Source organism: Acinetobacter sp. 12966 (assembly GCF_031196995.1).
In the GTDB taxonomy this organism is placed as follows: Bacteria; Pseudomonadota; Gammaproteobacteria; order Pseudomonadales; family Moraxellaceae; genus Acinetobacter; species Acinetobacter geminorum.
This window is the reverse complement of record NZ_JAVIMC010000094.1, coordinates 68,478-91,471: the sequence shown is the minus strand read 5'-3', so window position 1 is coordinate 91,471 and position 22,994 is coordinate 68,478. Positions and strand designations below refer to the sequence as shown.

At 38.3% G+C, this 22,994-nt stretch carries 20 protein-coding genes; 14 read left to right on the top strand and 6 right to left on the bottom strand.

Translation table 11 applies throughout. From position 1 onward, the window contains the following. Positions 1–29: 29 nt before the first annotated feature. Positions 30–1,673 (bottom strand): MFS transporter, encoded by a 1,644-nt coding sequence (locus tag RFW85_RS14830; protein ID WP_170248406.1) that lies wholly within the window; start codon positions 1,671–1,673, stop codon positions 30–32. Continuing rightward, positions 1,670–2,239, bottom strand: coding sequence for a TetR/AcrR family transcriptional regulator (locus RFW85_RS14825; protein ID WP_170248405.1), 570 nt, complete (start codon positions 2,237–2,239; stop codon positions 1,670–1,672). The genes RFW85_RS14830 and RFW85_RS14825 overlap by 4 nt, the downstream gene beginning before the upstream one ends. Before the next feature lie 178 nt (positions 2,240–2,417). On the opposite strand from RFW85_RS14825, the gene RFW85_RS14820 reads away from it, so the two are divergent. From RFW85_RS14820 to RFW85_RS14810, 3 genes are all read left to right on the top strand, one after another. Next, positions 2,418–3,041, top strand: coding sequence for a LysE family translocator (locus RFW85_RS14820; RefSeq protein ID WP_002120398.1), 624 nt, complete (start codon positions 2,418–2,420; stop codon positions 3,039–3,041). A gap of 163 nt (positions 3,042–3,204) precedes the next feature. Continuing rightward, positions 3,205–3,393 carry an NF038215 family lipoprotein gene (locus tag RFW85_RS14815; protein ID WP_039756269.1) on the top strand — a complete coding sequence of 63 codons (189 nt, stop codon included), beginning with the start codon at positions 3,205–3,207 and terminating at the stop codon, positions 3,391–3,393. After that, positions 3,374–3,709: an EF-hand domain protein gene (locus RFW85_RS14810; RefSeq protein WP_032004288.1), complete on the top strand. Its 336-nt coding sequence runs from the start codon at positions 3,374–3,376 to the stop codon at positions 3,707–3,709. Before RFW85_RS14815 ends, RFW85_RS14810 begins: the two co-directional genes overlap by 20 nt. Positions 3,710–3,792: 83 nt before the next feature. On the opposite strand, the gene metG is transcribed toward RFW85_RS14810, so the two are convergent. Further along, entirely contained in the window at positions 3,793–5,859 is a 2,067-nt protein-coding gene (gene metG, locus RFW85_RS14805) for a methionine--tRNA ligase (protein WP_170248478.1), read from the bottom strand. A gap of 283 nt (positions 5,860–6,142) precedes the next feature. On the opposite strand from metG, the gene RFW85_RS14800 reads away from it, so the two are divergent. The 3 genes from RFW85_RS14800 (at position 6,143) to RFW85_RS14790 (ending at position 8,995) form a co-directional block, all read left to right on the top strand. Then, complete coding sequence (locus RFW85_RS14800; RefSeq protein ID WP_170248404.1) at positions 6,143–6,643, top strand: hypothetical protein; 501 nt, start codon at positions 6,143–6,145, stop codon at positions 6,641–6,643. A 145-nt stretch (positions 6,644–6,788) separates the two neighbouring features. Beyond that, positions 6,789–7,979, top strand: a complete 1,191-nt coding sequence (apbC, locus tag RFW85_RS14795; protein WP_170248403.1) for an iron-sulfur cluster carrier protein ApbC — start codon at positions 6,789–6,791, stop codon at positions 7,977–7,979. Positions 7,980–8,122: 143 nt separating this feature from the next. Continuing rightward, a complete protein-coding gene (locus tag RFW85_RS14790; protein WP_170248402.1) occupies positions 8,123–8,995 on the top strand; it encodes a 5'-methylthioadenosine/S-adenosylhomocysteine nucleosidase in 873 nt (290 codons plus the stop codon). Between the two features lie 32 nt (positions 8,996–9,027). On the opposite strand, the gene RFW85_RS14785 is transcribed toward RFW85_RS14790, so the two are convergent. Then, a complete protein-coding gene (locus tag RFW85_RS14785; protein ID WP_170248401.1) occupies positions 9,028–9,594 on the bottom strand; it encodes a DUF2062 domain-containing protein in 567 nt (188 codons plus the stop codon). A gap of 363 nt (positions 9,595–9,957) precedes the next feature. Between RFW85_RS14785 and RFW85_RS14780 the strand changes: the two genes are divergently transcribed. From RFW85_RS14780 to RFW85_RS14750, 7 genes are all read left to right on the top strand, one after another. Further along, on the top strand, positions 9,958–10,551 hold the full coding sequence (locus RFW85_RS14780) for a LysE family translocator (protein WP_170248400.1): 594 nt from the start codon (positions 9,958–9,960) through the stop codon (positions 10,549–10,551). Between the two features lie 114 nt (positions 10,552–10,665). Next, positions 10,666–11,235, top strand: coding sequence for a dCTP deaminase (gene dcd / locus RFW85_RS14775; protein ID WP_003653416.1), 570 nt, complete (start codon positions 10,666–10,668; stop codon positions 11,233–11,235). 301 nt (positions 11,236–11,536) lie between these two features. Then, entirely contained in the window at positions 11,537–12,835 is a 1,299-nt protein-coding gene (locus RFW85_RS14770) for a hypothetical protein (RefSeq protein ID WP_170248399.1), read from the top strand. A 217-nt stretch (positions 12,836–13,052) separates the two neighbouring features. Then, a complete protein-coding gene (locus tag RFW85_RS14765; protein ID WP_170248398.1) occupies positions 13,053–15,185 on the top strand; it encodes a hypothetical protein in 2,133 nt (710 codons plus the stop codon). Between the two features lie 15 nt (positions 15,186–15,200). Beyond that, entirely contained in the window at positions 15,201–15,926 is a 726-nt protein-coding gene (locus tag RFW85_RS14760; protein ID WP_170248397.1) for a DUF6160 family protein, read from the top strand. A gap of 32 nt (positions 15,927–15,958) precedes the next feature. Beyond that, positions 15,959–18,370: a DUF6160 family protein gene (locus RFW85_RS14755; RefSeq protein ID WP_216076530.1), complete on the top strand. Its 2,412-nt coding sequence runs from the start codon at positions 15,959–15,961 to the stop codon at positions 18,368–18,370. A gap of 161 nt (positions 18,371–18,531) precedes the next feature. Further along, the gene (locus tag RFW85_RS14750) at positions 18,532–19,485 is read left to right on the top strand and encodes a DUF6160 family protein (protein ID WP_170248395.1); all 954 of its coding nucleotides are present in this window, start codon (positions 18,532–18,534) and stop codon (positions 19,483–19,485) included. Between the two features lie 81 nt (positions 19,486–19,566). On the opposite strand, the gene RFW85_RS14745 is transcribed toward RFW85_RS14750, so the two are convergent. Continuing rightward, positions 19,567–20,511 (bottom strand): tRNA-dihydrouridine synthase, encoded by a 945-nt coding sequence (locus tag RFW85_RS14745; RefSeq protein ID WP_068613151.1) that lies wholly within the window; start codon positions 20,509–20,511, stop codon positions 19,567–19,569. An 85-nt stretch (positions 20,512–20,596) separates the two neighbouring features. Then, on the bottom strand, positions 20,597–21,406 hold the full coding sequence (locus RFW85_RS14740) for an inner membrane protein YpjD (RefSeq protein ID WP_170248394.1): 810 nt from the start codon (positions 21,404–21,406) through the stop codon (positions 20,597–20,599). 140 nt (positions 21,407–21,546) lie between these two features. On the opposite strand from RFW85_RS14740, the gene ffh reads away from it, so the two are divergent. After that, entirely contained in the window at positions 21,547–22,959 is a 1,413-nt protein-coding gene (gene ffh / locus RFW85_RS14735; RefSeq protein ID WP_002120334.1) for a signal recognition particle protein, read from the top strand. Positions 22,960–22,994 lie beyond the last annotated feature (35 nt).

The following is a 22,994-nucleotide window of genomic DNA, read 5'->3' as shown; positions in this document are numbered from 1 at the left end:
AATTTCTATTTCACCAAAAACGAAAGCCATTAAGGACGGCTAATTCCTCTACGCTGTAGATATTTACTACGTGCAATATTAAATCCCCCCCACAAGAGTAAGGCGACGGCAAAAATACCGTTTAATGCAATCACATCATTGTAGGCACGTACTTGGGCTTCACGAGTGACCACTTGATTAAGTGAACGCATGGATTGAGCTGTTTGTAATGCTGGGTCATTTGTTGTGATGGCTGCACTACGCTGATAGGTAGAAAGCCTTTGAGCAACCAACGGGTCGGCTTGTTCTAAATCTTTTATGATCTCGACTTGATAGTTTTGAGTGCGGTGTTGTTGATAGGTCGAGAAGAATGAAGACCCGACAAGACCACCGAAGGTTTGGGTTGCAGAGAACAAGACAATAAAAGTCACTACATAGGAAGGACCTTTTGCTAAAGTTTGTGCAAAGCCAATAAGCAGTAACGGCCCAATAAATAATCCCCCTGCGAAACCGACTAAGAACTGACTTGCAAAGAAGTTCATAGGTCGAACATCACTAGTTAAGTGATAATCTAGACCACAAGCGACCAGAATTAAAAATTCTGCAAAAAGTAAGTGGAAGATAATTCGTTCGCGTGAGAAAGTTAGAGCACTAAATAGTGTTCCGCTTAAAATCCCCACCAATATGACAACATAGAGTGGAACAAACTGATCAGGCCCCATTCCCATAGTTTTTAGGAAATTAACAGCTGCATAGCTTTGTTCTGACATTAAAAGACGAATGGCAAAGGCACCAAAAATGAAGCGTAGGGTCGAAGCGGCACCCAACCAGCGTGTCATAATTAATGGATTGGCGCGATAGTGCTCATAGAGCAAACCCAAAACAACTAAGCTAAAACCTGCAATTAAGACGTAAGCAAGCCATTCACTATTAAACCACCAGAGAATTGGGCCTTGCGTGAGCACAATACATAAACAGGCAAAACCTGGGGCCAATAAGGCAAAGGTAAAGAAATCTTGCTTCTCAAAAACATAAATTCTTAAGCTACGTGGTAATTTCAATGAAACAACCATGGCTAAACAACAAAGTGCTAAGCCGAGCTCAAACGTATATAGAACAGACCAACTGTCTGTATTTACAAGAAATGGAGAAATAATCCAGGCGAGGGGAACACCTAATTGCTGAAAACCAAACGCAATATATATTCCTTTTGCCATATCTGCTTTTTTAAAAGCTTGCATGGTGTAATACATACCTAGTGAGCTTAATGGCGCACCAGCTAAACCAGCTACAACCCGCGCAAATAGGGCCATTTCATAGGTATGTACAAAAATATGCAAAACAAGAACCGCAATAAAAATCACTAGCCCTATTTCTGAAAATACTCTCAAGCCATACTGTTGACGGGCCTTAAATAAAATTAAGTTTGAGCTGACATTTGCCATGACATATGCAGCAGGTAGCCAAGCAGCTTCGGAAGGGGTTAGTCCATACTCACCTTGAATTAAAGGTAAATTTGCCGTAATAAAACCATTACTTAAGCTTGCCGAAAGAGCGATAAATAAACCAATAAAAAAGTAAATAAATCGTTTAGGTACAGAGTGAGCAATAGCTGCTGGTGAACCAGGTAGAGTCGGTTGCTCTTCTGGCGTCCAGTCGGGTGGTGTTTCCAAATAACGAGGCGTTTTACTCATTCTATCCCTCGAATTTTTTGTATTTGAATACCATGAAATAGTAATTCAATTGCTCGTTTTGCTAAGCGAGTCTGTTCTTCTGGCTCATGTCCTTGAAATGAAGAACCTAACATTGCAGTGACCATTGCATAGTCATTGGCAGTGAAATCAGCTCGGCACAGTTTTTGTTCTATCGCATTTTCAATCAGTGGGTTAAGTGCATTATTTCGCCGTTCATAAATTTTTAACATAATTGGATCTTGTCGATCAATTACTCTCCAAAAATCTTGCAAAATTGCAAGTTTAGGAAGTTGTGCAATATGTCCCTCAATCAAACGAAATAAACCATCCTCGAATTGTTGAAAATGAGCAGCTTTTTGCTCTAGCTGTGTAATCGCACGTTCTAAAAGCGCACTAATTAAAGCTTTGCGGTCGCAAAAGTTACGGTAGAACGTTGCTCTGCCTACATCAGCATGGTCAATCACAACTTGTAAGGGGACATTAATGCCATGAATACGAAAACATTCTTCGGCTGCATTGAGTAATTCATCTCGATTATGAGCAGCAATTTTTTGACGTTTACTCATATCATCGGTTGGGGAGTTCTAAAGGTTATATATTTAACGGACATTTTTGTCCGTTTTGAAGATATAAATTGTAAAAACATGAAAATTCAATTTTTATCATATAAATTTTCTGCATTTTTATATGCGTCATAAAAAGCTGTTAGAATACCGCGCAATTGCGTGATGCTAGGTCAATACAATGTTTGAGTCCCTTATTCCTCTTTTTTCAATTGCGATGGCATTGATGCTTGGAGCAATAAGCCCTGGGCCAAGCTTTATTTATGTAGCGCAAAATTCAATTTCTAAATCACGTAAACACGGTTTGTTTACAGCATTGGGAACAGGGACGGGCGCAGCGCTTTTTGGGCTATTAGCTGTTATGGGATTACAAGCAGTTTTATTAGCAGTACCTTCTGCTTATTTAATTTTAAAAATTGGCGGTGGGCTATATTTGCTTTGGCTGGCTTTTAAAATTATTAAACATGCCAAAGAACCAATTGCCATGGAGAATGATGGCAAATCAAAAATGACCTATAAACAAGCATATCGTTATGGCCTTATTACGCAGTTAAGTAACCCGAAAATTGCAGTCGTACTAGCAAGTGTGTTTACTGCTTTGCTGCCAAAAGAAATCCCAAATTATTACTATGTCGCATTGCCAGTGATTTGTTTTATGATTGATGCTGGTTGGTATTCATGTGTTGCGATGCTGTTATCTTCAGAGAAGCCTCGAAAAATGTACTTAAAAGCAAAAACAGGGGTGGATCGAGTTGCTGGAAGTATTGTGACTTTATTGGGTTTAAAATTAATTTTCTTCAAATGATTATTCTTTAATTAAAATATCTACAAAATCCAAAGCCAGCTACTTATAGTCTGGCTTTATTTTTTGCGTAAAATACATACAAATTGAAATATCTTTTTTAGCACTTAAATACTTTAAAAGTGGTAACTTAATAAATAAAACAAAAAGAAATGAGGAGCACGTTATGAAAAAACTAATGGTGAGCATTTCTGTAGTTTTTCTCATCTTAACTACAGGATGTGAGATGAGAACGACGAGTAAACAACAATCAGCAAATGAGCGGACCATGAGTATTGTGGGTACTCCGGTTCATGAAAAGGATTATAAAATTTCCGATATACAAGTGAATAATCATGAGCAATCTAACTATTAGGTTACTTGCTGGATGTGCAACTTACTGTGTTTTGAATATGGTAAGTGCATGTGAGCCTGCTTCTTTAGATTGGGAGCTTTTTCAGGAAAAATATGATTTAAATCATGATGGCATGTATAGCCAAAAAGAATTTCAACGGGTTGAAGACTTTTATCCTTATAACTGGCCGAGTGATAAGCGTTTTCAAGGTGAAAACAAGCAGACAGAGCTATTTCATTATTTAGATGAAAATAAGAATGGCTATTTAACAAATGAAGAGTTGGGAAATATACACGTTTTATTTAATAACCCTTGCGAAGGGTGGCCGTGGTCCTAATTTAAATTTTCGTATCTATATTACTTTAAAATTTGTAGTTAAAAAAAAGCTCCCAATTTAGGGAGCTTTTTTTTAACTACAAATTAAGAAACCTTATCGCCTGGTTTTGCACCGCTATCTGGAGAAATAATGAAAATACCTTCACCATTTCCAGCAGCAAGTACCATTCCGTTTGAAATACCAAAACGCATTTTACGTGGTGCAAGGTTCGCCACCATAACAACCAATTTACCTTTTAGGTCCTCTGGCGCGTATTGGCTACGAATGCCACTAAATACATTACGTGGTTCAGCTTCACCAACGTCTAACGTCAGTTGAAGCAACTTATCTGAACCTTCAACAGTGCCTGCTTCAAGTACTTGAGCAACACGTAAATCAACCTTTAAGAAATCTTCAATACCGATAATTTCAGCTTCACCAACTGCTGGAGTAGGCGCTGCTTTTTTCTCGGCAGATTTCTCTTTTTTTGCTGCCGCTTTTGTTGCTTCTGGAGCAGGAGCACCTAAAGACTCTTTAGAAGCATCAACCATAGCTGCAACAGCTTTTGGATCAACACGCTGCATAAGCGGTTGGAACTGCGCAATCTCATGGCTTACAAGAATTTGTTTGCGTGACTCGAAATCGAAGCTTTCAAGTTTTAAGAAATCTTGAACTTGCTGAGCTAAAGTTGGTAAAACTGGAGCCAAGTACACCGCTAGTTGACGGAATAAGTTGATACCCACAGAACATACATCAAGAACTTGTTGCTCTTGACCTTCTTGTTTAGCAAGAGCCCAAGGTTTTTTCTCGTCAATATATTGGTTTGCACGATCAGCTAGCGCCATGATTTCACGAATAGCTGTAGAGAATTCACGTGCTTCATATGCAGCAGCGATTGAATCACCTGCATCAATAAAACTTTGTACCAGCTCAGATTCTGCACATTGAGCAGATAAAGTATTGTTAAAGCTGCTGTTAATGAATTTCGCACAACGGCTAGCAATATTAACGACTTTACCAACTAAGTCTGAATTTACTTTTTGAACAAAGTCATCAAGGTTCAAGTCAGAGTCTTCAACTTTATCTGAAAGTTTAGATGCAAAGTAGTAACGTAGATATTCTGGGTTTAGATGTTGTAAGTAAGTCTCGGCTTTAATGAAAGTACCACGAGACTTAGACATTTTTTGCCCATTTACAGTCAAGAAACCGTTTACAAACAAGCCTGTTGGGGTGCGATAGTTTGCACCTTCAAGCATTGCTGGCCAGAATAAAGCATGGAAGTAAACAATATCTTTACCAATAAAATGATAAACATCATTTTGGCTATCTTTTTTCCAGAAATCATCAAAGTTTAAATCTGGACGTTTAGCTTTGATATAGTTTTCAAAACTAGACATATAACCGATTGGGGCATCTACCCAAACATAGAAGTATTTATTTGGAGCATCGGGAATTTCGAAACCAAAGTATGGCGCGTCGCGAGAAATATCCCAATCTGCTAAACCAGCTTCAAACCATTCGTCTAACTTGTTGGCAATCGAAAGAGGTAAACGACCTTCATCGCGCGTCCATTTTTGTAAATATTCAGAGAAGTTTGGAAGCTTGAAGAAATAGTGATCTGATGATTTTTCAACTGGTGTTGCACCACTTAAAGTTGAACGTGGATTAAGTAACTCGGTTGCATTATAAGTTGTACCACACACTTCACATGAGTCGCCGTATTGATCTTCTGATTTACATTTTGGGCATGTACCTTTAATGAAACGGTCAGACAAGAACATCCCTTTTTCTGGGTCAAATAATTGAGTTACAGGACGAACTGCAATATTTCCAGCTTCACGGTTTTTAATATAAATATCTGTTGAACGTGCTTTGTTTGCATCGCTATGCGTTGAATCGTAATGATCGAAATGTACGCCAAAACCGTCAAAATCACGGATGTGTTCTTTTTGAACATTCGCAATTTGCTCTTCTGGGCTAATACCATTTGCTTCGGCACGTAGCATAATTGCTGTACCGTGAGCATCATCCGCACATACATAAGTCACATCATGACCCATTGCTCGCATGGCACGAACCCAGATATCTGCCTGGATGTAACCGAGTAAATGACCCATATGAATTGGACCATTAGCATAAGGGAGGGCATTAGTGACTAAAATTTTACGCACGGATTTCATTCTCTCATTCGTATTTATAAGGTGGAAGATTTTAACTGATGCAGGGAGATAAGCAAAGATTAATAATCTTCTGCTTGGCATAAGCGATTTCTATTAAAATGGATTTTGGCTAGAGGTGGTTTCCTTTAGAACAGATAAACATATCGAAAAATATTTGAATCTTCCTGTATTGTCTTTGTTTCAAATTGCAGTTACGGTCAGAAAATAAGCCATAACGATGTATAACTAATAACTTATTCAGGTAATTTTTTAATTAACTATGAGGATAACAACTATGACTACTGAAAATAAATTAGATGATTTAAAGGCAAAAGCGGCAGATGTAAAAGTACAAAGCGAAAAAGCTTTGGATGATTTAAAGGAAAATGTAAAAGAGAAGCAAGCTGCGGGTAAAGAAGCAATTGAAGATAAAGTAGACCAATTAAAGGCAAAAGCGGCCGATGCAAAAGTACAAGGCGAAAAAGCTTTGGATGATTTAAAGGAAAATGTAAAAGAGAAAGAAGCTGCTGGCAAAGACGCTGTTGAAGATAAAGCCAGTGATTTAAAAGGCAAACTTGAGGATGCTCAGCATAGTCTGCAAGATAAATTTGATCACTTGCGTACTGAAGCGGCACATAAACTTGATGATGCTAAAGCCAAAGCTGCAGAATTAAAGGAAGAGGCTGCTATAAAATTTGATGAGTTGAAAACTCAAGCAACAGCAAAGTTTGATGAGCTAAAGAAAACTGCAACTGATAAATTAAATAAATTAAAGAATCATGATTCTGCTGAATAAGCTGATTTAAACTAAAATCCGTACTCCTTACCTAAAAGATGAGATATGAAGTGAGTAATTATTCATCCTAAGGTGAGCGAGTGCGGAGCAATACTGTTACACTATCTCCATTAAGCTGTAATGATCTGTTTTTGGAGTAAACAATATGTCTTGGCTTTCTTCATTAAAGTCTGTTTTTTCACCGGCACAAGAAGTGAAAGAAGATGAAATCCAAACCGTACTCCAAAATTACTTACTACCACATTCAAAAGATGCATTAAAAGAGCGTATAAGTCAGCTCCAAGTTCAGGGACGAGTTTTACAACTCACCATTAATACTTTCCCAGACGAAAAAGAGCATTTGCAGCAAATTCATGATGATTTAGCTAGTGCATTAGAAAAGTGCGGTATTGAAGAACTTAATTTACACGTGGTTCAACAAAAGCGCCCTGCACAAGTAAGTTCGAATTTACCTCCTGTATTTGATGCTTCACCTAAATCAGAACCCGATCCAAATAATCCACCAATTCAAAAAGCAGCTCCGCAACAAAGAGATGTTCCGCTTCACCCTCGCATTAAGAATGTTATTTTAGTTTCATCTGGAAAGGGAGGCGTAGGTAAATCGACAACTACGGTCAATTTAGCGCTTGCCTTACAAAAAATGGGACTTAAGGTTGGGGTGTTAGATGCTGACATCTATGGACCAAGTATTCCGACAATGCTAGGTAATGCGGGCAAAACTCCACTTATTGAAAGTGAAAATTTTGTACCTTTAGATGCTTATGGTATGGCTGTGCTTTCTATTGGACATTTAACCGGTGATAACAACACACCTGTTGCATGGCGTGGACCAAAGGCAACGGGTGCTCTAATGCAATTGTTTAATCAAACACTTTGGCCTGATTTAGATGTACTCATGATTGATATGCCACCAGGTACTGGTGATATTCAGCTTACGCTTGCACAGCGTATTCCTGTTACAGGCTCAATCATTGTGACTACTCCACAAAATGTTGCCTTGCTTGATGCCACCAAAGGAATTGAGTTATTTAATAAAGTTGGTATTCCAGTATTAGGTGTCGTCGAAAACATGTCGACTCATATTTGTTCAAACTGTGGTCATGAAGAGCAAATTTTTGGTATTGGTGGTGGTGATAAGCTTTCCGAGCAATACCATATTCCATTGTTAGGTCGTTTGCCTCTAAATGCTCAAATACGTGAACATGCTGATCAGGGTAAACCGAGTGTTGTGGCAATGGATGATGCGGCTGATAGTTATATTGAGATTGCTAAATCAGTCTGGCAGCAGATTGAAAAAATCCCTCAGCGCACACGTGATGATAAGCGTATTTTCTAATTGATTAAAACCCGGCTTTAAGTCGGGTTTTTTATTGTCTGGTTAAAATAAAAATTTAAATTATTGAATCCAAATAACAAAGCTGAACTTGAAATTGGCATGTAGATTGCTACTTTACACTTTTTAAAAAGAAAGGTTAAAAAATGCGATTCAAATCTACTTTTGGCGTTATCAGTTTGTGTAGCGCTTTATTTTTAGTTGGATGTAATGATGACAACTCATCTGTTTCTCAAACACCAACAGTTCAGGAACAAAAACAGAAGTTACAGCCGATCATTATTCAGGGTGCTTTGCCAGTAGAATCGGAAAAAATGGCTTCAAAATTAGAGAATAAGACTATTGAAGAAATTGGTGGGTGGAAATTCTGGAAGGGTACCTATAACGGTTATCCAATGATTATTTCTAAAACCCGCATGGGTATGAGTAACTCTGCCGCAGCAACTGCTCTAGCGATTGAACGTTATAAACCGATTGCGATCATTAATCAGGGCACCTCAGGTGGACATGATCCTGATTTGCACGTTTACGATATTGTTTTAGGAAAATATACAACCAATATTGGTGCATTTAGAACTCCTAAACAGCCTTTAGGCGGTGGTTCAAACTCACTCACATGGGTTGAGGCTTTTGATGTGTTGCCAACAGATGAATCTGACCCAGAACCGATTGCAATTCGTAAATTTGAAGGTGACCAAGAGTTGTTAATGGCGGCACATAAAGTCCGTTATGATAAAGGTGAGGTGGTTGAAGGAACGATTGGTTCAGCAGATGTCTGGAATAATGAGCTAGATCGTATTCAATTTTTCCATCAACGTTATGGTACTTCTGTTGAAGAAATGGAAGCAGCATCTGTTGCACAAATCGCAAGTCAATTTAACGTTCCTTTCTTAGGCATTCGAATCTTATCTAATAATATTACCAATAACGGAGCTTATGACCCTGGTACAGGAGAGGCTTGTCAAGAATATGTGCTTAATGTGGCCGAAGAATATATGAAATCAAAACTGCCAAAATAATGATTTAAACTTATGCAAGAAGAGTGGAGCTTTTATAAACCCTCTTCTTGCTTCTTTTGACGATGTCTACTTTTCCAGTTTTTAACGACCATCCAGCGCCAGAAAATTTCTGTGCATATATATAAAATAACGGCAAATACAAAAGCTTCTACGACTAGACCTGTCATCAAGATTTTCGCAAGACTAAAATCAATGTGGCCATGGCCGAAATGAGTAATCCAACGAGAAATCTGATGCAATACACCCAGCAACATTTCTTTATTAATCATATGTACATGAAAAATGTGTGCACCGAACCAAAAACCAATATATAGAATAGGAACTAATGTAAGCGGGTTACTTAACCAAGCGAGCATCAAGCTAATTGGTAAATTTACTTCGAATAGTAATACAGCCATCACAATAAATACGCTGTGAAAAGGAATAGGCAGTAAACCAAAAAAAGTTCCGACAAAAACAGCTCGGGTAATTGATTTTCGATTGACATACCAAAGCACAGGATTAAGGGTCTTTTTACCAAAAATCCTTAGAAATTTCATATTTGAAACTTTCTCGGGGGAGGGAAGCCAAGATTGAAAAAAATGCTTTGCCATAATCATTAAGGGTAGTAAAGCGCGATGCTCTATATAAAAAAATCAGAAACAATATATGAATTGAAACTTATTAAAAGCTTAAAATTTAAACTTACCATTGCTATATATTTTTTATTATAAAGACTTTTGATGGAAAAATAGACTTAAAATAAAAATAGTTATGTTACTTAACTCAGAATCTATTTGGAAAGTATAACAACTGACCGTAAAGTTTTCTTCTCGACTTTATGTGACAATTTTATAAATATTTGTTTTTATATACTTTATTTTTATTTTGAAAATAATTTGAAATACTTTGTCTTACAATTACCTTTTGCCTTGTGACAGGATATCTATTAATCTGAGATGACTATATTGTGAGGTCATTCAATGATTTCATGGCTTTTTATTGGCTTAGTAGCCACAATTTTACTTACGCCTGGTCCAACCAATACTCTGCTCGCTTCTTCAGGAGTACAAGTGGGTTTAAGGAAGTCAGTAAAACTTATTCCAGCAGAAGTTTTGGGTTATGTAATCTCTATTTCTGCATGGGGAATGCTGATTGGAAAAGTGTCTAGCACACTACCAATGCTGCCGCCTATTCTAAAGCTATTGAGCGCTTGTTATATTATTTTCTTAGCCATCAAGTTATGGCATACGGCAAATCAAGAAATTGAATTAAATCAGCCAACGATTCGTGCTCGTGAGTTATTCTGCGCCACTCTATTAAACCCAAAAGCATTATTATTTGCCTCAGCAATTTTCCCAGTAGCTGCATGGAGTAATTTTCATATTTATTTAATTCACATGATGGCTTATTTAGCGCTTATTACACCAATTGCGTTGTTCTGGATTTTCTTGGGATCGGTTTTAGCTTCTAAGAAAGTGGGTTGGTTAAATCAAACTAATTTGCAAAAAACGGCTTCACTTGTTTTAGTCAGCTTTTCAATTCCAATTAGTTATTCTGCTTTACTGAACCTTTAAATGTACCGCTGAGCTATTCTTATTTATTTGAGTAGCTCTGTGTTGTTTTCATAATTGGTTTTTTAAGTTAAAGTACGTCGAAATCAATGAATTTACCTTTTGGATAGAAAATACATGGCCATTAAGTCTGATCGTTGGATTCGCGAAATGAGCGAAAAACACGGCATGATTGAACCTTATGCAGAGAATCAAGTCCGTTTTGATGAAAATGGTGAAAAGTTGATTTCCTACGGGGTCTCTAGCTATGGTTATGATGTACGCTGTGCCCGTGAATTCAAGGTTTTTACAAACGTACATTCTGCAATTGTCGATCCAAAGAATTTTGATGACAAAAGTTTTATCGATATTGAGTCTGATGTTTGTATTATTCCGCCAAACTCATTTGCTCTAGCGCGTACAATTGAATATTTCCGTATTCCTCGCAATGTGTTAACAGTGTGCTTAGGTAAATCGACCTACGCTCGTTGCGGTATTATTGTAAATGTGACTCCATTAGAACCTGAATGGGAAGGTCACGTTACGTTAGAATTTTCAAATACGACAAATTTACCTGCACGTATTTATGCTGGGGAAGGCGTAGCACAAATGCTATTCTTTGAAAGTGATGAAGTATGTGAAACCTCTTATAAAGACCGTGGTGGTAAATACCAAGGTCAAACAGGTGTTACACTTCCTAAAACTTAATGATTCCTCGATGAAAAGATTTTAAAAATAACGGGTCACTTAGGTGGCCCAATTTTATACATAGAATTTTTATCAGAAGCGTTTATCGGAATTATGATAAACGACAGTTTCCTTTTGTAAAAAATGATATAAAATGATTAATGATTGATTTGTTTTTTGCTCTGTATCACAGAATTTAAAAGCAAATAGAGTAGATATAGGCTCTCTTTGATAATGTTTAGTTAAATATTTATCGAATGCAGATAGGCCAAATAAAAAGAAATTAAACAGGATTATGCCCCCACGGATACGGAGGTCGGCCATGCGACAGTTTACGTCTCTTCGAGTAGCACTTTTGACACTCGGAAGCTTATGCTTTTCCTCAGCCTATGCTGCTTCTACACTAGTCCCTATGTCAGATGCTGAATTATCAGCGACCCGCGGCCAAGCTTTAATGGGTATGTCTTATATTGCGCCTACAGATTCTGCAAGTAACTCAAGTTCAAATGGAAATATGGGGTTTTATCGACTTGCGTTAGATGCTCAATTAGAAATTAATGCCAATATTAAAAAATTACAGTTAGGTTGTGGGGGCGTAAATGGAGCAGGTGCCTGCGACATTGACATTGATTATCTGAGTTTAAGTGGGGGCACAGTAGATAGTACTAGTACTGAGCGAGCCTCTTCGTCCGCTATTATTACCAATCCATTTTTAGAATTTGCTGTTAAAAACCCAGACTCGGCTTCCACTCGTGAAATTCAGGGTTTTCGATTAAGTGCTAAGTCACTTTCGGGTTTACTTACTTTTGGTTTAGAAAATGGTGATGCTGCGAGTGGTATTAACTCACTGAGTGGATATATGGTCACTAAACCAACTGGGGGTACTGTAACTACGAATCCTTACTATGGTATTACCCAAGATGAAACAGGGAGAGCTATTACAGGACGGGCAGAATTTATAGGTAGCATAGCAACACTCCCATTTACATCTACGGCCTATAATCTAAATTTAGGTGCAGGTAGTGGTACATTGTCTATGGGACAGCAGATAATTACGGGTAAGCGTATTAATACAGCTAATTTGAATGCAACAGCAAGGGTTGGAGGGATTGCGGTTACAGGGACTTTAGATGCAACTGCTTCAGTGCTGGGTATTCCTGTTCCGATTTCGGGTGATGTAACTGGAACAGTAAATAATCTTGATGTAAATGTGACAATTAAACAAAGTCTGGGTTATTTTCATGCTGCTCAACTGAATGGCTCTGCTGGTTATCTCTCTGTACAGGGCGTAAATATATTATGGCCAGAGGCGGCCTCAACGGCACAAACAGGATGGTGGCTAGAGCTTACAAACCCAATTGATATTGGACAAATTACTCCTACGGGGAATGTCGATATTGCTTTAGCTACAATTACTGATGCCTTAGGACAAGTTAGTTCTTATCTAGAAACGAATCCTGTTCCATGTGGTCCATTAGCATTAAGCTGCTTAGCAGGTAATCTTCCTATTGGAACAGTTGATTTAACAGGAAAAACGCCAGCTTCTATGTCTTTAACTAATGTAGTGTTACAAAAACAAAACTTCTCAGCTAACTGTTATGGTTCTTTAAAATTCTGTTAAATACATCTCTTATTTCTCGTTTATCGGAAAAATGAGTTTTTGTTTATTTAATTTTGCATTTGAGTAAATATTCAGCATAATGGAAATGTGGAAAGGTTGGCAATTTTTAAAGTTTGCCCCTTGTGAGATGAAAAAGGAAATAATCTCATCTCACATCAAGGACTGTTAAAGAAAAAGAAATATGGTGCGCGGCATCGTATAAAACAGGAAGGTCACGATGACTACACTTAATTATACGGTAAGGTTTCAAAAAACCGTGTTAGCAAGTTTAATTGGACTTTTTTTAAGTCAGTCAAGTTTTGCTCTTGAAGAACTTTCTGATGCTGGTTTAAGTGAAACTACAGGTGAAGGTATTGCGATATTACCGCAAAATGCATTTATGGTATTTCGTGGCGCTGGTCCAAATGAATCTGTAAATCAAATTATTACCGATCGTAGTAAGGATACTGGTTATATTAACTATGTACCTGTGGGGCCTTTGAGTGTTGCTGCAGCTGATACCAGTGGCAATGGTATTGTTGGGCCAGAAGACCGCGCAGTAGGTAAAGCAGATATATTTCTTTATGGATTGGCATTATCTAAGTCAGATGGCGATGCAAATTCGCGTATTGCTAACAGCTCAGCTGCAGCAGCGATTTCAAGTTGGGGCACAGGAGCCAATCCATGGATATTTAAAGTAAAAACTGCGACTAATGTTCCTAATTTTAGTACAACAGATAGTGGTATTTACCCAGTAACGTATTTATCTTTAGAAGCTCCTCTATATCAACCATTAATTGATGGGGCAGAAGGAGCTGATGCATATAATTTAAAATTAGGGCTATGGGCTGATGCATTTGTACGTAATCCCAATGTTGTCGCTACAACGAATGGTTCTTTAGCCCAATTTCAATATGGTAATAGTAACGGGTTAATTGGTACCAGTATTGATACAACTCGTGCTAATCGTTTACGTTTGCAAGGCATTCTAAATGGCTTTAGTTTAAATGGTAGCCAGATTAGTATGTTTCAAACATTAGGTGGTGCAACTACGGCTGGAGGAATGAGTCCTTTTTATAATAATACTTTAGGGATGTCTGGCTTAGTTCGCTTAAATACGGGTGATAGCAAAAATACTAGTATTGTGACTGAAAATGTTACGAGTCAAACGCAGACATACGCCACAAGTACTAATAACGGGTGGAAAACAGTACATGCTGGTGCAAACTCAACTTTAAGTGCAAGTAGTACTGGAGATTGTGGTAACAGTGGAACAGGGAGTTTTAGTACCTCTCGTGGATGCCGTTACTATGTAGAAAATCGAACTAGAACAGATACAAAAACATCGAATAAAACACGAATTGCTTTTAATGATACAAGTAAGGTATTGCGATTTAGTACACGAGAAACTTCAGATTCACCAAATGCATCAAACAATTTATATACACCTGCATTTGACTCTGCAGGTGCCGTAGCACCGAAGTTTGCTGATAGTGAAGGCTTATATCTCTATAACCCAAATATTAACTTGGTATTAGGTAACTTATATCAACCGCTTATTTTAGGTTCCGACGGCAAAAACTTTAGTATTGAAATTGCACGAATTGCAAATAAACCAGAAATATATAAACAGATTTATACTGATTACACTGGTGCTGACACGACTTATAAGGGTTCTACATGTAACGTTTACTCGTGTGTTAATCCTACGCATAGTAGTATCACTATTGGTACCGTATATAGTCCTGATAATGGAAAAACCTTATTAGCAAATACCGGCGAAGGTTCAATTGGAGTTTCCTTTGGTCGTTTAATTTCAACAGGTACGCAAGTTTCTGGAACTTCTGCTGGTAGTTTGGTCTCAATGACTAATTCAGTATCTGGTACCACTTCAGCTACGATGACAGAGGTCCGTTTTAAACAAAGACAACAGAATACCCAGACATGGAAACAAGAATATAGTTGTGGTTTGTTTAATTCTAACTGTGGTTATAAAACATTAGGATATTTATATCAGTGGGAATATAACAAAGGAACTGGTGCGTGGGTTATCACGAATCCAACTACTAAACCAGCCGATGCAACAACTTGTTCTGGTGCTTTAGGATGTACGAGTACATCGGGTTCGACGCCAATGTATGGAGCGACTTCGAATCGTGATTGGACTAACTCTGCTATTCCATGGTTGACTTCAAGAAATGCTGTGGTCAACGATTTAATTGGTAGTAGTAATGGCACAACTGGATACGTTATTCCTACAGCTAATCAAGCTCCAGCTTTGTCTAACATTAGTCCTTTAAATAATTTGGGATCCGCTTCAATTGACGGTGTTTTAATCCAGCACTTGAAACTGACAACTAAAGGTCTATAAGAGGAGGGTAACGCGATGAAAAAAATAACTGCTTTACTCCTTGCTCTTTGTGCAACGGTGACTCATGCAGAGCTACAAACTTTAGATAATGAAGCATTACAGGCGATAAATGGTCAGGCTGGTGCTGATTTATCTTTAATGCTTAATTTAAACCAGACAGCTAATGGTGTATTTGACAATGGTAGTGGTGGTGTCTGTGAGAACCTAGAGTTCTGTCATATTGGTTTGGCAATTAACAAACGTTTTGTACAGGCAGATGCGACGAAACCAAGTGGTTGGGCTGAAAATAGTGATAGTGGTAATAAACTTTGGCTCGTATTTAAAGGTGTACAAGGTACTCTAAATATCCAAAAAATGGGTTTGGATGGCGCTGATTTAAAGTATTTGGACAAAAACAATACTGAAATGATTAAACCGGCTATTCAGCTTAGTTTTAGTGCAGCACAGCCAATTTTAATTCGTAACTTCGGTTTTAATGCTTTATCAATTGAGCAAGATAACTTTACCAGCTCAACAACAGCACAAGGCTCGAGTGCAAATATGTATGATTATGCATATTTCAAAAAAACGACATATGCAGCGACTGCTAACAGTGCGAACCAACAAGTGGCTACTGCCACACCATCAGCGTATGACCATGGGCGCGAAACTGGTTTTATGGGTTTAATGATGAACGGAAACTTGGCTATCCAAGGAAAAGTCATGGTCTTTAGCTGTGATGGAAGCCATCCTCGTTGTTAAGGGTTAATGTAGATTTCAAAGGAACTGAAGTGATGAAAAAAAATAAAGAAAATCACAGCTCAAAGTTTATTTTAAATGCATTAACAACCAGCATGTTGTTAGTGAGCGGACATGCTTTTGCGTTAGAAGCTTTAACAGATGCTGACTTGAGTGCGATTAATGGACAAGATGGGATTTCGATTCAAACGACGTTTAATGAAATCAATATTGATAATGCCTACTGGGATGATCATGCAGGTACACCTAGTGGTGCAGATCAGGTCTTAAGAGCTCAAGCGAGCGGGATAAAAGTTCAAAAAAGTAATGCATCTAGCCAAACTTTAAGCACTAATTACCGTTTAGATGTAGGGAGTAACCCAACTACGGGTAAAACTGGACTCGACTTTTCTATGCAAAGTAGTCCATCACTTGTTACCGTAAATAGCGTTAAAGTTTGTAATAGTTCAGCTACATGCTCGCCAACTTTAGGGCAGTTGGCTATTCAAACGACCTCTCCTTTAAATTTGGCACTTACAACTCAAGATGGCTTATTTAATGCAAATAGCCAGTCAAGCATGACGCTTGGTATTAATAATGCCAATATTTATTTAGGACAATTGGATGCTCGCAGCCAGTTAAATCAGTTAATTTTAAGAAACTTTAACTTTAATTTTGTTGGTAAAGGGGCCATGTTGATTGACCCAACTCGTGGCTTAGTTTTACAGACAAATACTGGAACTAATGTTGCTGGTGTAGGGCAAACTCCGAATACTACTTATGGCTATGTTGATTTTAACCGTGTAGCAGATTCAGCTTCTGGTTTAACTGCGGGTACTTATGTTGACAGTAGTGGCAAAGTAACCAATTCAGGCTTGAATATTGAGGTGATGCTCAGTTCGAATGTCGATAAAACTAACCCTTATGCTTTAGATGCAACTAATAGTCCCCAAAATGCGAAAGGTTTAATTCGTTTAGGTGCTAGCGGACGTATGGTAAATAGCTATTTACAAGTCCGTGGTATGGATGGTACGTCAGATACAACAATATTAGGTACAGCAAATACCGCCACAGGTACGGGCTCAAGTAATAGCATTTTAGGTAATTCCGGGATTGCCTTTCGTATGAAAGGTGAATTCACTAAAGACAATGACTCAATGCTAGGTTCAGATGGCAAAGCAACCACTTTAGAAATTGGTGGAGCAGGTCTGAATGCTTATGGTTTCGAATTTGGTAATTTAACAGGCCTTAACTCAGCTACGCGTGGTTATTTTGACAGCGGAAATATTTATTTAAATCTTGCCGATACCAAAACATTATTAATGCCAAACAATGCTACTTTAAATGCAATTCGTTTAGGGGCAGGTACTTTAACGACAGCTGCTGATTATCAGCATAATATTCACCGTGATACGGTCTCTAATCCGTTTAGCTTAATTCTTGCGATGCGTGGAGCAGAGTTTCAAGCATTTTCAAGACGCGGTCGTTTTACGACAAGTGCGAATGTTGCTGCTGCCAATCAGTTTGCCGATAATGGTGCAAATAACCAGTGGGGCTTAGCATTACCTTTTTATAATTTAAATGCTAACGCTGCTGTATATGGTTTAGATGCACCGGCAAATAGTGCTTATTACTACACAAAAGATGCAAATGGTAAGCCTATTCGAAATGCTGTGGCTACATCCGGAACAACTTCGCGTTTAGGTTTTGGTATTGCTGCTGGAACTACGGGACGTGATGCGACTGGAACCAAAACAACCTCAATTTTATTAATTGATGGTTCTCCAAATGCTAATAATGGTGGTAGTCCTACTGATTATTACATGGGCTTACGTAATATCGATATGTTCCTCAAAGGCAATGGAAGTATTGGTTTAGAAAATGGCAGTCTTAATATTAGTTTAAAAGAGATGCTACTGGCTTTATCAACAGAAATTGCAGCTGGTTATTTACCAGGGGCTAAATATAAAACTTGTCCAGCGACGGGCTCATGTACTTCACCTATCGATAATTTTGCCAAAAATAATGATGTCTTATTTGGTCTAAAACTCCGTTTAGGTGGCGATCTTAACTTATCAATTGTGCCAAACAGTTCAATTGCAGATGGTAGTACTTTAACTGTACTCGGCGATTTCACAGTGCCTGCCACAGCAACTGGAAATACGGTTCAAATTAGTGATCCGATCGATGGTTCTGCAATTGGTTTTGACAATATTGCAGGAAAGCTAGCGTTTAATACCGCTTTGGTTGTGGGTAAAGATACAACAAGTGGTTTAGGTAAAGTTGGCGTAAATACGGCGGTTTATTTTAACCCTGATAAGAGTATTGACGGCGCATTACGTGTAAAAGATATTAATTTCTATCCGCCTTCAACAGGAGCTGGAGCACGTTTAGGTGAGCTTGCAATTACTGGTGGACGCTTAAATAGTAGCTTTAGTATTGTGCCTAGAAATGGCGCCTTTAACTAATGAATAAAAGTGACGATTATCGTCACTTTTTTATATAAATTTTATTTTAGTGTGATTGGATTTGCATTCGTCGGGTTATAGAGATAATTGCTTTGTACTTGAATATTATTCTGATAGTCTGAACAAATAATAAGCGTTTGTCTCTTAAGGATTAGAGCGACATGAAGAATAAAAATATAGGGTTCTGGCTGCTACTTGCCAGTAGTTCAAGTGTTTTTGCAATGCAGCCTTTGGATGATCAAAGCCTTGCAGCAGCGACGGGCCAAAATGGCTTAACTTTAGGAGTTCAGGCCGATAAAGTTAAATTTAACCAGATCGCACTCATTGATACTAACGGTATTGCTTCAACTTCTTATAACAGTAAGGCTGGTTTTGTCATTGCTGGAAACTCTACTAACCCAGTTCCTGGTATAGAGTTTATTAAAGCCGCTGTATCGGGTAATCCTTCTTTTAATATTGCAATGGATACCGATGCTGGGGGTGGAAATCCTTTTTTAAATTTAGCTATATCTATGGGGAATGATGTAAACGGTATTCGACTTCTACCTTTTTCAGTTTATTTAGCCCCAAGTACATCCTTATCTAGTCCATCCGATTATGCATTGACAAGTTATGCACCCAAATCAATTTTTAGTTCGGGAACGACAGTAAATGCGGGTGTAAAAGAAATTATTCGTTCTACTGGAAATCTAGATATTAACTTTGTACAAACCAATAAACCCCGTTTAAATATTCAACTGGGTCATGCTGCCCAGTCCGTCATGGTTAAATTTGGTGGAGCAATTCAATCTATTTGTTCTGCTGCTACGGGTTGTCCAATTACTTTAGTGTCCGATAATACAGGTGCTACATTTGGGTTTAAGTTTACAGGAACAAATACTTCAACTGGTTTTGTGTTAGATGGTTTTTATGCAGGTGTTGAACCAACTGGATTAACTTTTGGGAATATAGGTGCATCTAGTAAATTTGATGCTTCACTTAATAATGTCACTTTAGGAAATATGGGTACTCAAAGTACAACAACGTTTAATAATTTACCTAATGGCTCTATGGGGAATTTTGGTGTCACTGGCGTTTCTGTAACTGACTTTAAAATGAAAGTAAGCGGCTTTTAAAAAAGAATAATAGCTTAACCTGAAATACGAAAGAGGGCGGCTGTGAAAACAATCGCCCTCTTTTTTTAAGGTTATAGCGAGTTAAATAGTATCTGATCTGGTGTGTTCTAATTGTTGAACAATCTCATCTAAAGCTTTAATTCGTTTGACTTGATCCCATAATTCTTTCGCTTGAGGGTAGGCTTTGGTCATCATGCCTAACCATTGCTTATAACGTCCAACCATCCCAATTTCTGTTTTTGCTTGACCGTTTAAAAAGCGAATTTGTAAGTCAACGAGTTGTTCCCAACTAAATAACGCTTCATCCATATTTTGGCGAATGCATTGGGTTAAATCAGGAGTTGTCACCGCACCACGGCCAATCATTAAGTCTTCACAACCAGATTGTTGCTGACAGGCTCTAGCATCAGCATTGGTCCAGATTTCACCGTTAGCAATCACATTAATTTTTAAAGCTTCTTTAATGGGTAGAATTTTTTCCCAATAAGCTGGTGGCGTATAGCCATCTGCTTTAGTTCGAGCGTGTACAGTTAACCAGCTTGCACCCGCATCTTCAACAGCATGGGCATTTTCCATCGTATGGTTTTCATCGAGATAACCTAAACGCATTTTTGCTGAAACAGGAATATGTTCAGGTACCGCATCTCTTACTGCTTTAATCAGCAGATGTACCACGTCTGGTTCATCGAGAAGTACTGAACCACCACGATGTCGATTAACGGTTTTTGCAGGACAACCGAAATTAAGATCGATTGCAGGTGCACCCAATTCAACAACTTTTGCTGCATTTGCTGCCAGCATATCTGGGTTATTACCTAGAAACTGAACATGAACAGGCGTACCTGCTGCTGTTTTACCATCATTTTTTAGTTCAGGACAAAAACTATAATAGATGTGGTCTGGCAAAATACTGTCTGTAACGCGAATAAACTCGGTCACACACCAGTCGAAATCACCAACAGATGTGAGTGTATCCCGCATGATCGGGTCAGTTAAACCTTCCATTGGAGCGAGTATGAGTTTCACAGTCTGTGTCACCTGAGTAAAACGAAAAACAGCGTTATACGGGATATGCATAACGCTGTCTAGTATCGATTAAATTTTAATTTTCCTAGCGCCCTAAGATCATCTCAAGCACAAATTTACTACCGATAAATCCAATCGCTAAAAGTACAAAACCTATTAAGGTAAAACGAATTGCTTTTTGACCTCTCCAACCAAGCTTGTAATGGCCGATCAGTAATGAGCCATAGATAAACCAAGAGATAATACTAAATACGGTTTTATGAGCAAGATGCTGAGCAAAGAAGTTATCAATGGTTAAAAAACCAAATGTAAGCGCAATCGTTAATAAAATGAAACCAGTAATGATTAGGTCAAATAACAAAGATTCCATCGCTTGAATTGGCGGGAGTAAGTTGACCCAAAAACGTTTTTTTTGTTTCTTTTTGAGTTCACGATTTTGGAACCATATTAAGATTGCATGTATGGTTGCCATCAGTAAAACTGCATAGGCAGAAAGTGAAAGAATAATATGAGTATCAAGACCTAGCGAATGCTGCTCAATAAATTGGTCTGGTCGACTAAATGCAAAACCTAAAATAAGACCAATAGCTGCGACAGGAATGCCTAACAAGTTTAACGGTAGAATAGGGCGGAAAGTACTAAAAATTAAGCTTAACAATAGCATAAGTCCCGATGTGAAAGACATCAGGTTAAATACATCGTAGTTAATTCCGGCTGGTGTCAGCATGGCATCGCATAAAACTGTACCGTGCAACAGTAGTGCCAAGATAGTAACAAAAGCAAATAACCATGAGTTTGGTTCACGTTTTGACATTAAACGAATAAACAGATACCAGAAAGAAGTGGTATATGCGATGAGTGCCAAAATTGTGTAAACCAAGGGGAGGCTAATCATGTCAAACCTTTTTCAGGATTAATTCATCTATATAAGATATAAATTCGCTGCGAACTAAAGTATCCTATAGCATTCTATGCATAAATTTTCTATTTCGAGAAAGATTTTTTTGCAACTAGCCATTTTAAGCGGATTTTGCAATGTTTGATACCTTAACAGAACGACTCACACAGAGTTTAAGAAATGTTACTGGCTCAGGGCAGCTGACCGAAGACAATATTAAAGATACCTTACGTGAAGTACGTATGGCACTTCTTGAAGCCGATGTCGCGTTACCTGTAACTCGTGAATTTATCGCGAAAGTTAAGGAAGAGGCATTGGGCCAAGAAGTGATGACTCAGTTATCACCAGGCCAGGCATTTGTAAAAATTGTCTATGACGAACTCACCAAGATGATGGGTGAGGCGAATGAAACACTTGATTTAAGTGCGAAACCTCCTGTTGTAGTATTACTTGCTGGTTTACAAGGTGCAGGTAAAACCACAACTGCTGCCAAGCTGGCACGTTTCTTAAAAGAACGTCAAAAGAAAAAAGTAATGACTGTTTCTGCCGACGTTTACCGTCCGGCAGCAATTAAACAGTTAGAAACTGTTTCAAACGAAGTTGGTGCAGGCTTTATTCCTTCAGATCCTTCTGAAAAGCCAATTGATATTGTTAATCGTGCCATTGAACAGGCAAAAATCCAGTTTGCTGATGTATTGATTGTCGATACGGCAGGTCGTCTACATGTCGATGCAGACATGATGGATGAAATTAAAGAATTGCATGCAGCAGTTAAGCCGACTGAAACTTTGTTTGTGGTTGATGCCATGACAGGTCAGGATGCTGCAAATACAGCAAAAGCATTTAATGATGCTTTAGCACTTACCGGTGTGATTCTTACTAAAACTGATGGTGATGCACGTGGTGGTGCAGCGCTTTCTGTGCGTGCCATTACTGGTAAGCCAATCAAGTTCTTGGGTATGGGTGAGAAGCTTGATGCTTTAGAACCATTCCATCCAGACCGTGTTGCTCAACGTATTTTAGGCATGGGTGACGTACTTTCTTTAGTCGAAGAAGTTGAACGTAAAATCGACAAAGAAAAAGCCGAAAAAATGGCGAAAAAATTGCAGAAAGGCGGTAGCTTCAACTTTGAAGATATGCTGATGCAATTTGAGCAAATGAAAAAAATGGGCGGCATGATGGGCTTCTTAGACAAGTTGCCTGGCATGAGCGGTGCAGGAATTCAGCAAGCGATTGAGCAAGCGAACCCTGAAAAACAAGTCAAGAAGATGGAAGCGATTATCCAGTCAATGACTGTTAAAGAGCGCCGTAATCCAGACTTGATGAACCCAAGTCGTAAAAAACGTATTGCGGCAGGTTGTGGTATGGATGTTGCTGAAGTGAATAAACTTATCAAGCAACAAGCACAAATGGCCAAAATGATGAAGAAGTTTGCCAATCCATCTGGTATGAGCAAAATGATGCGTTCATTAGGCAATATGCAAAAGCAATTTGGCGGCGGCGGTGGCGGAATGGGTCCACTGTTTGGTAACAACGACCAAAAGAAATAAATCCATAAAATAAAAGGCGCATATAGCGCCTTTTA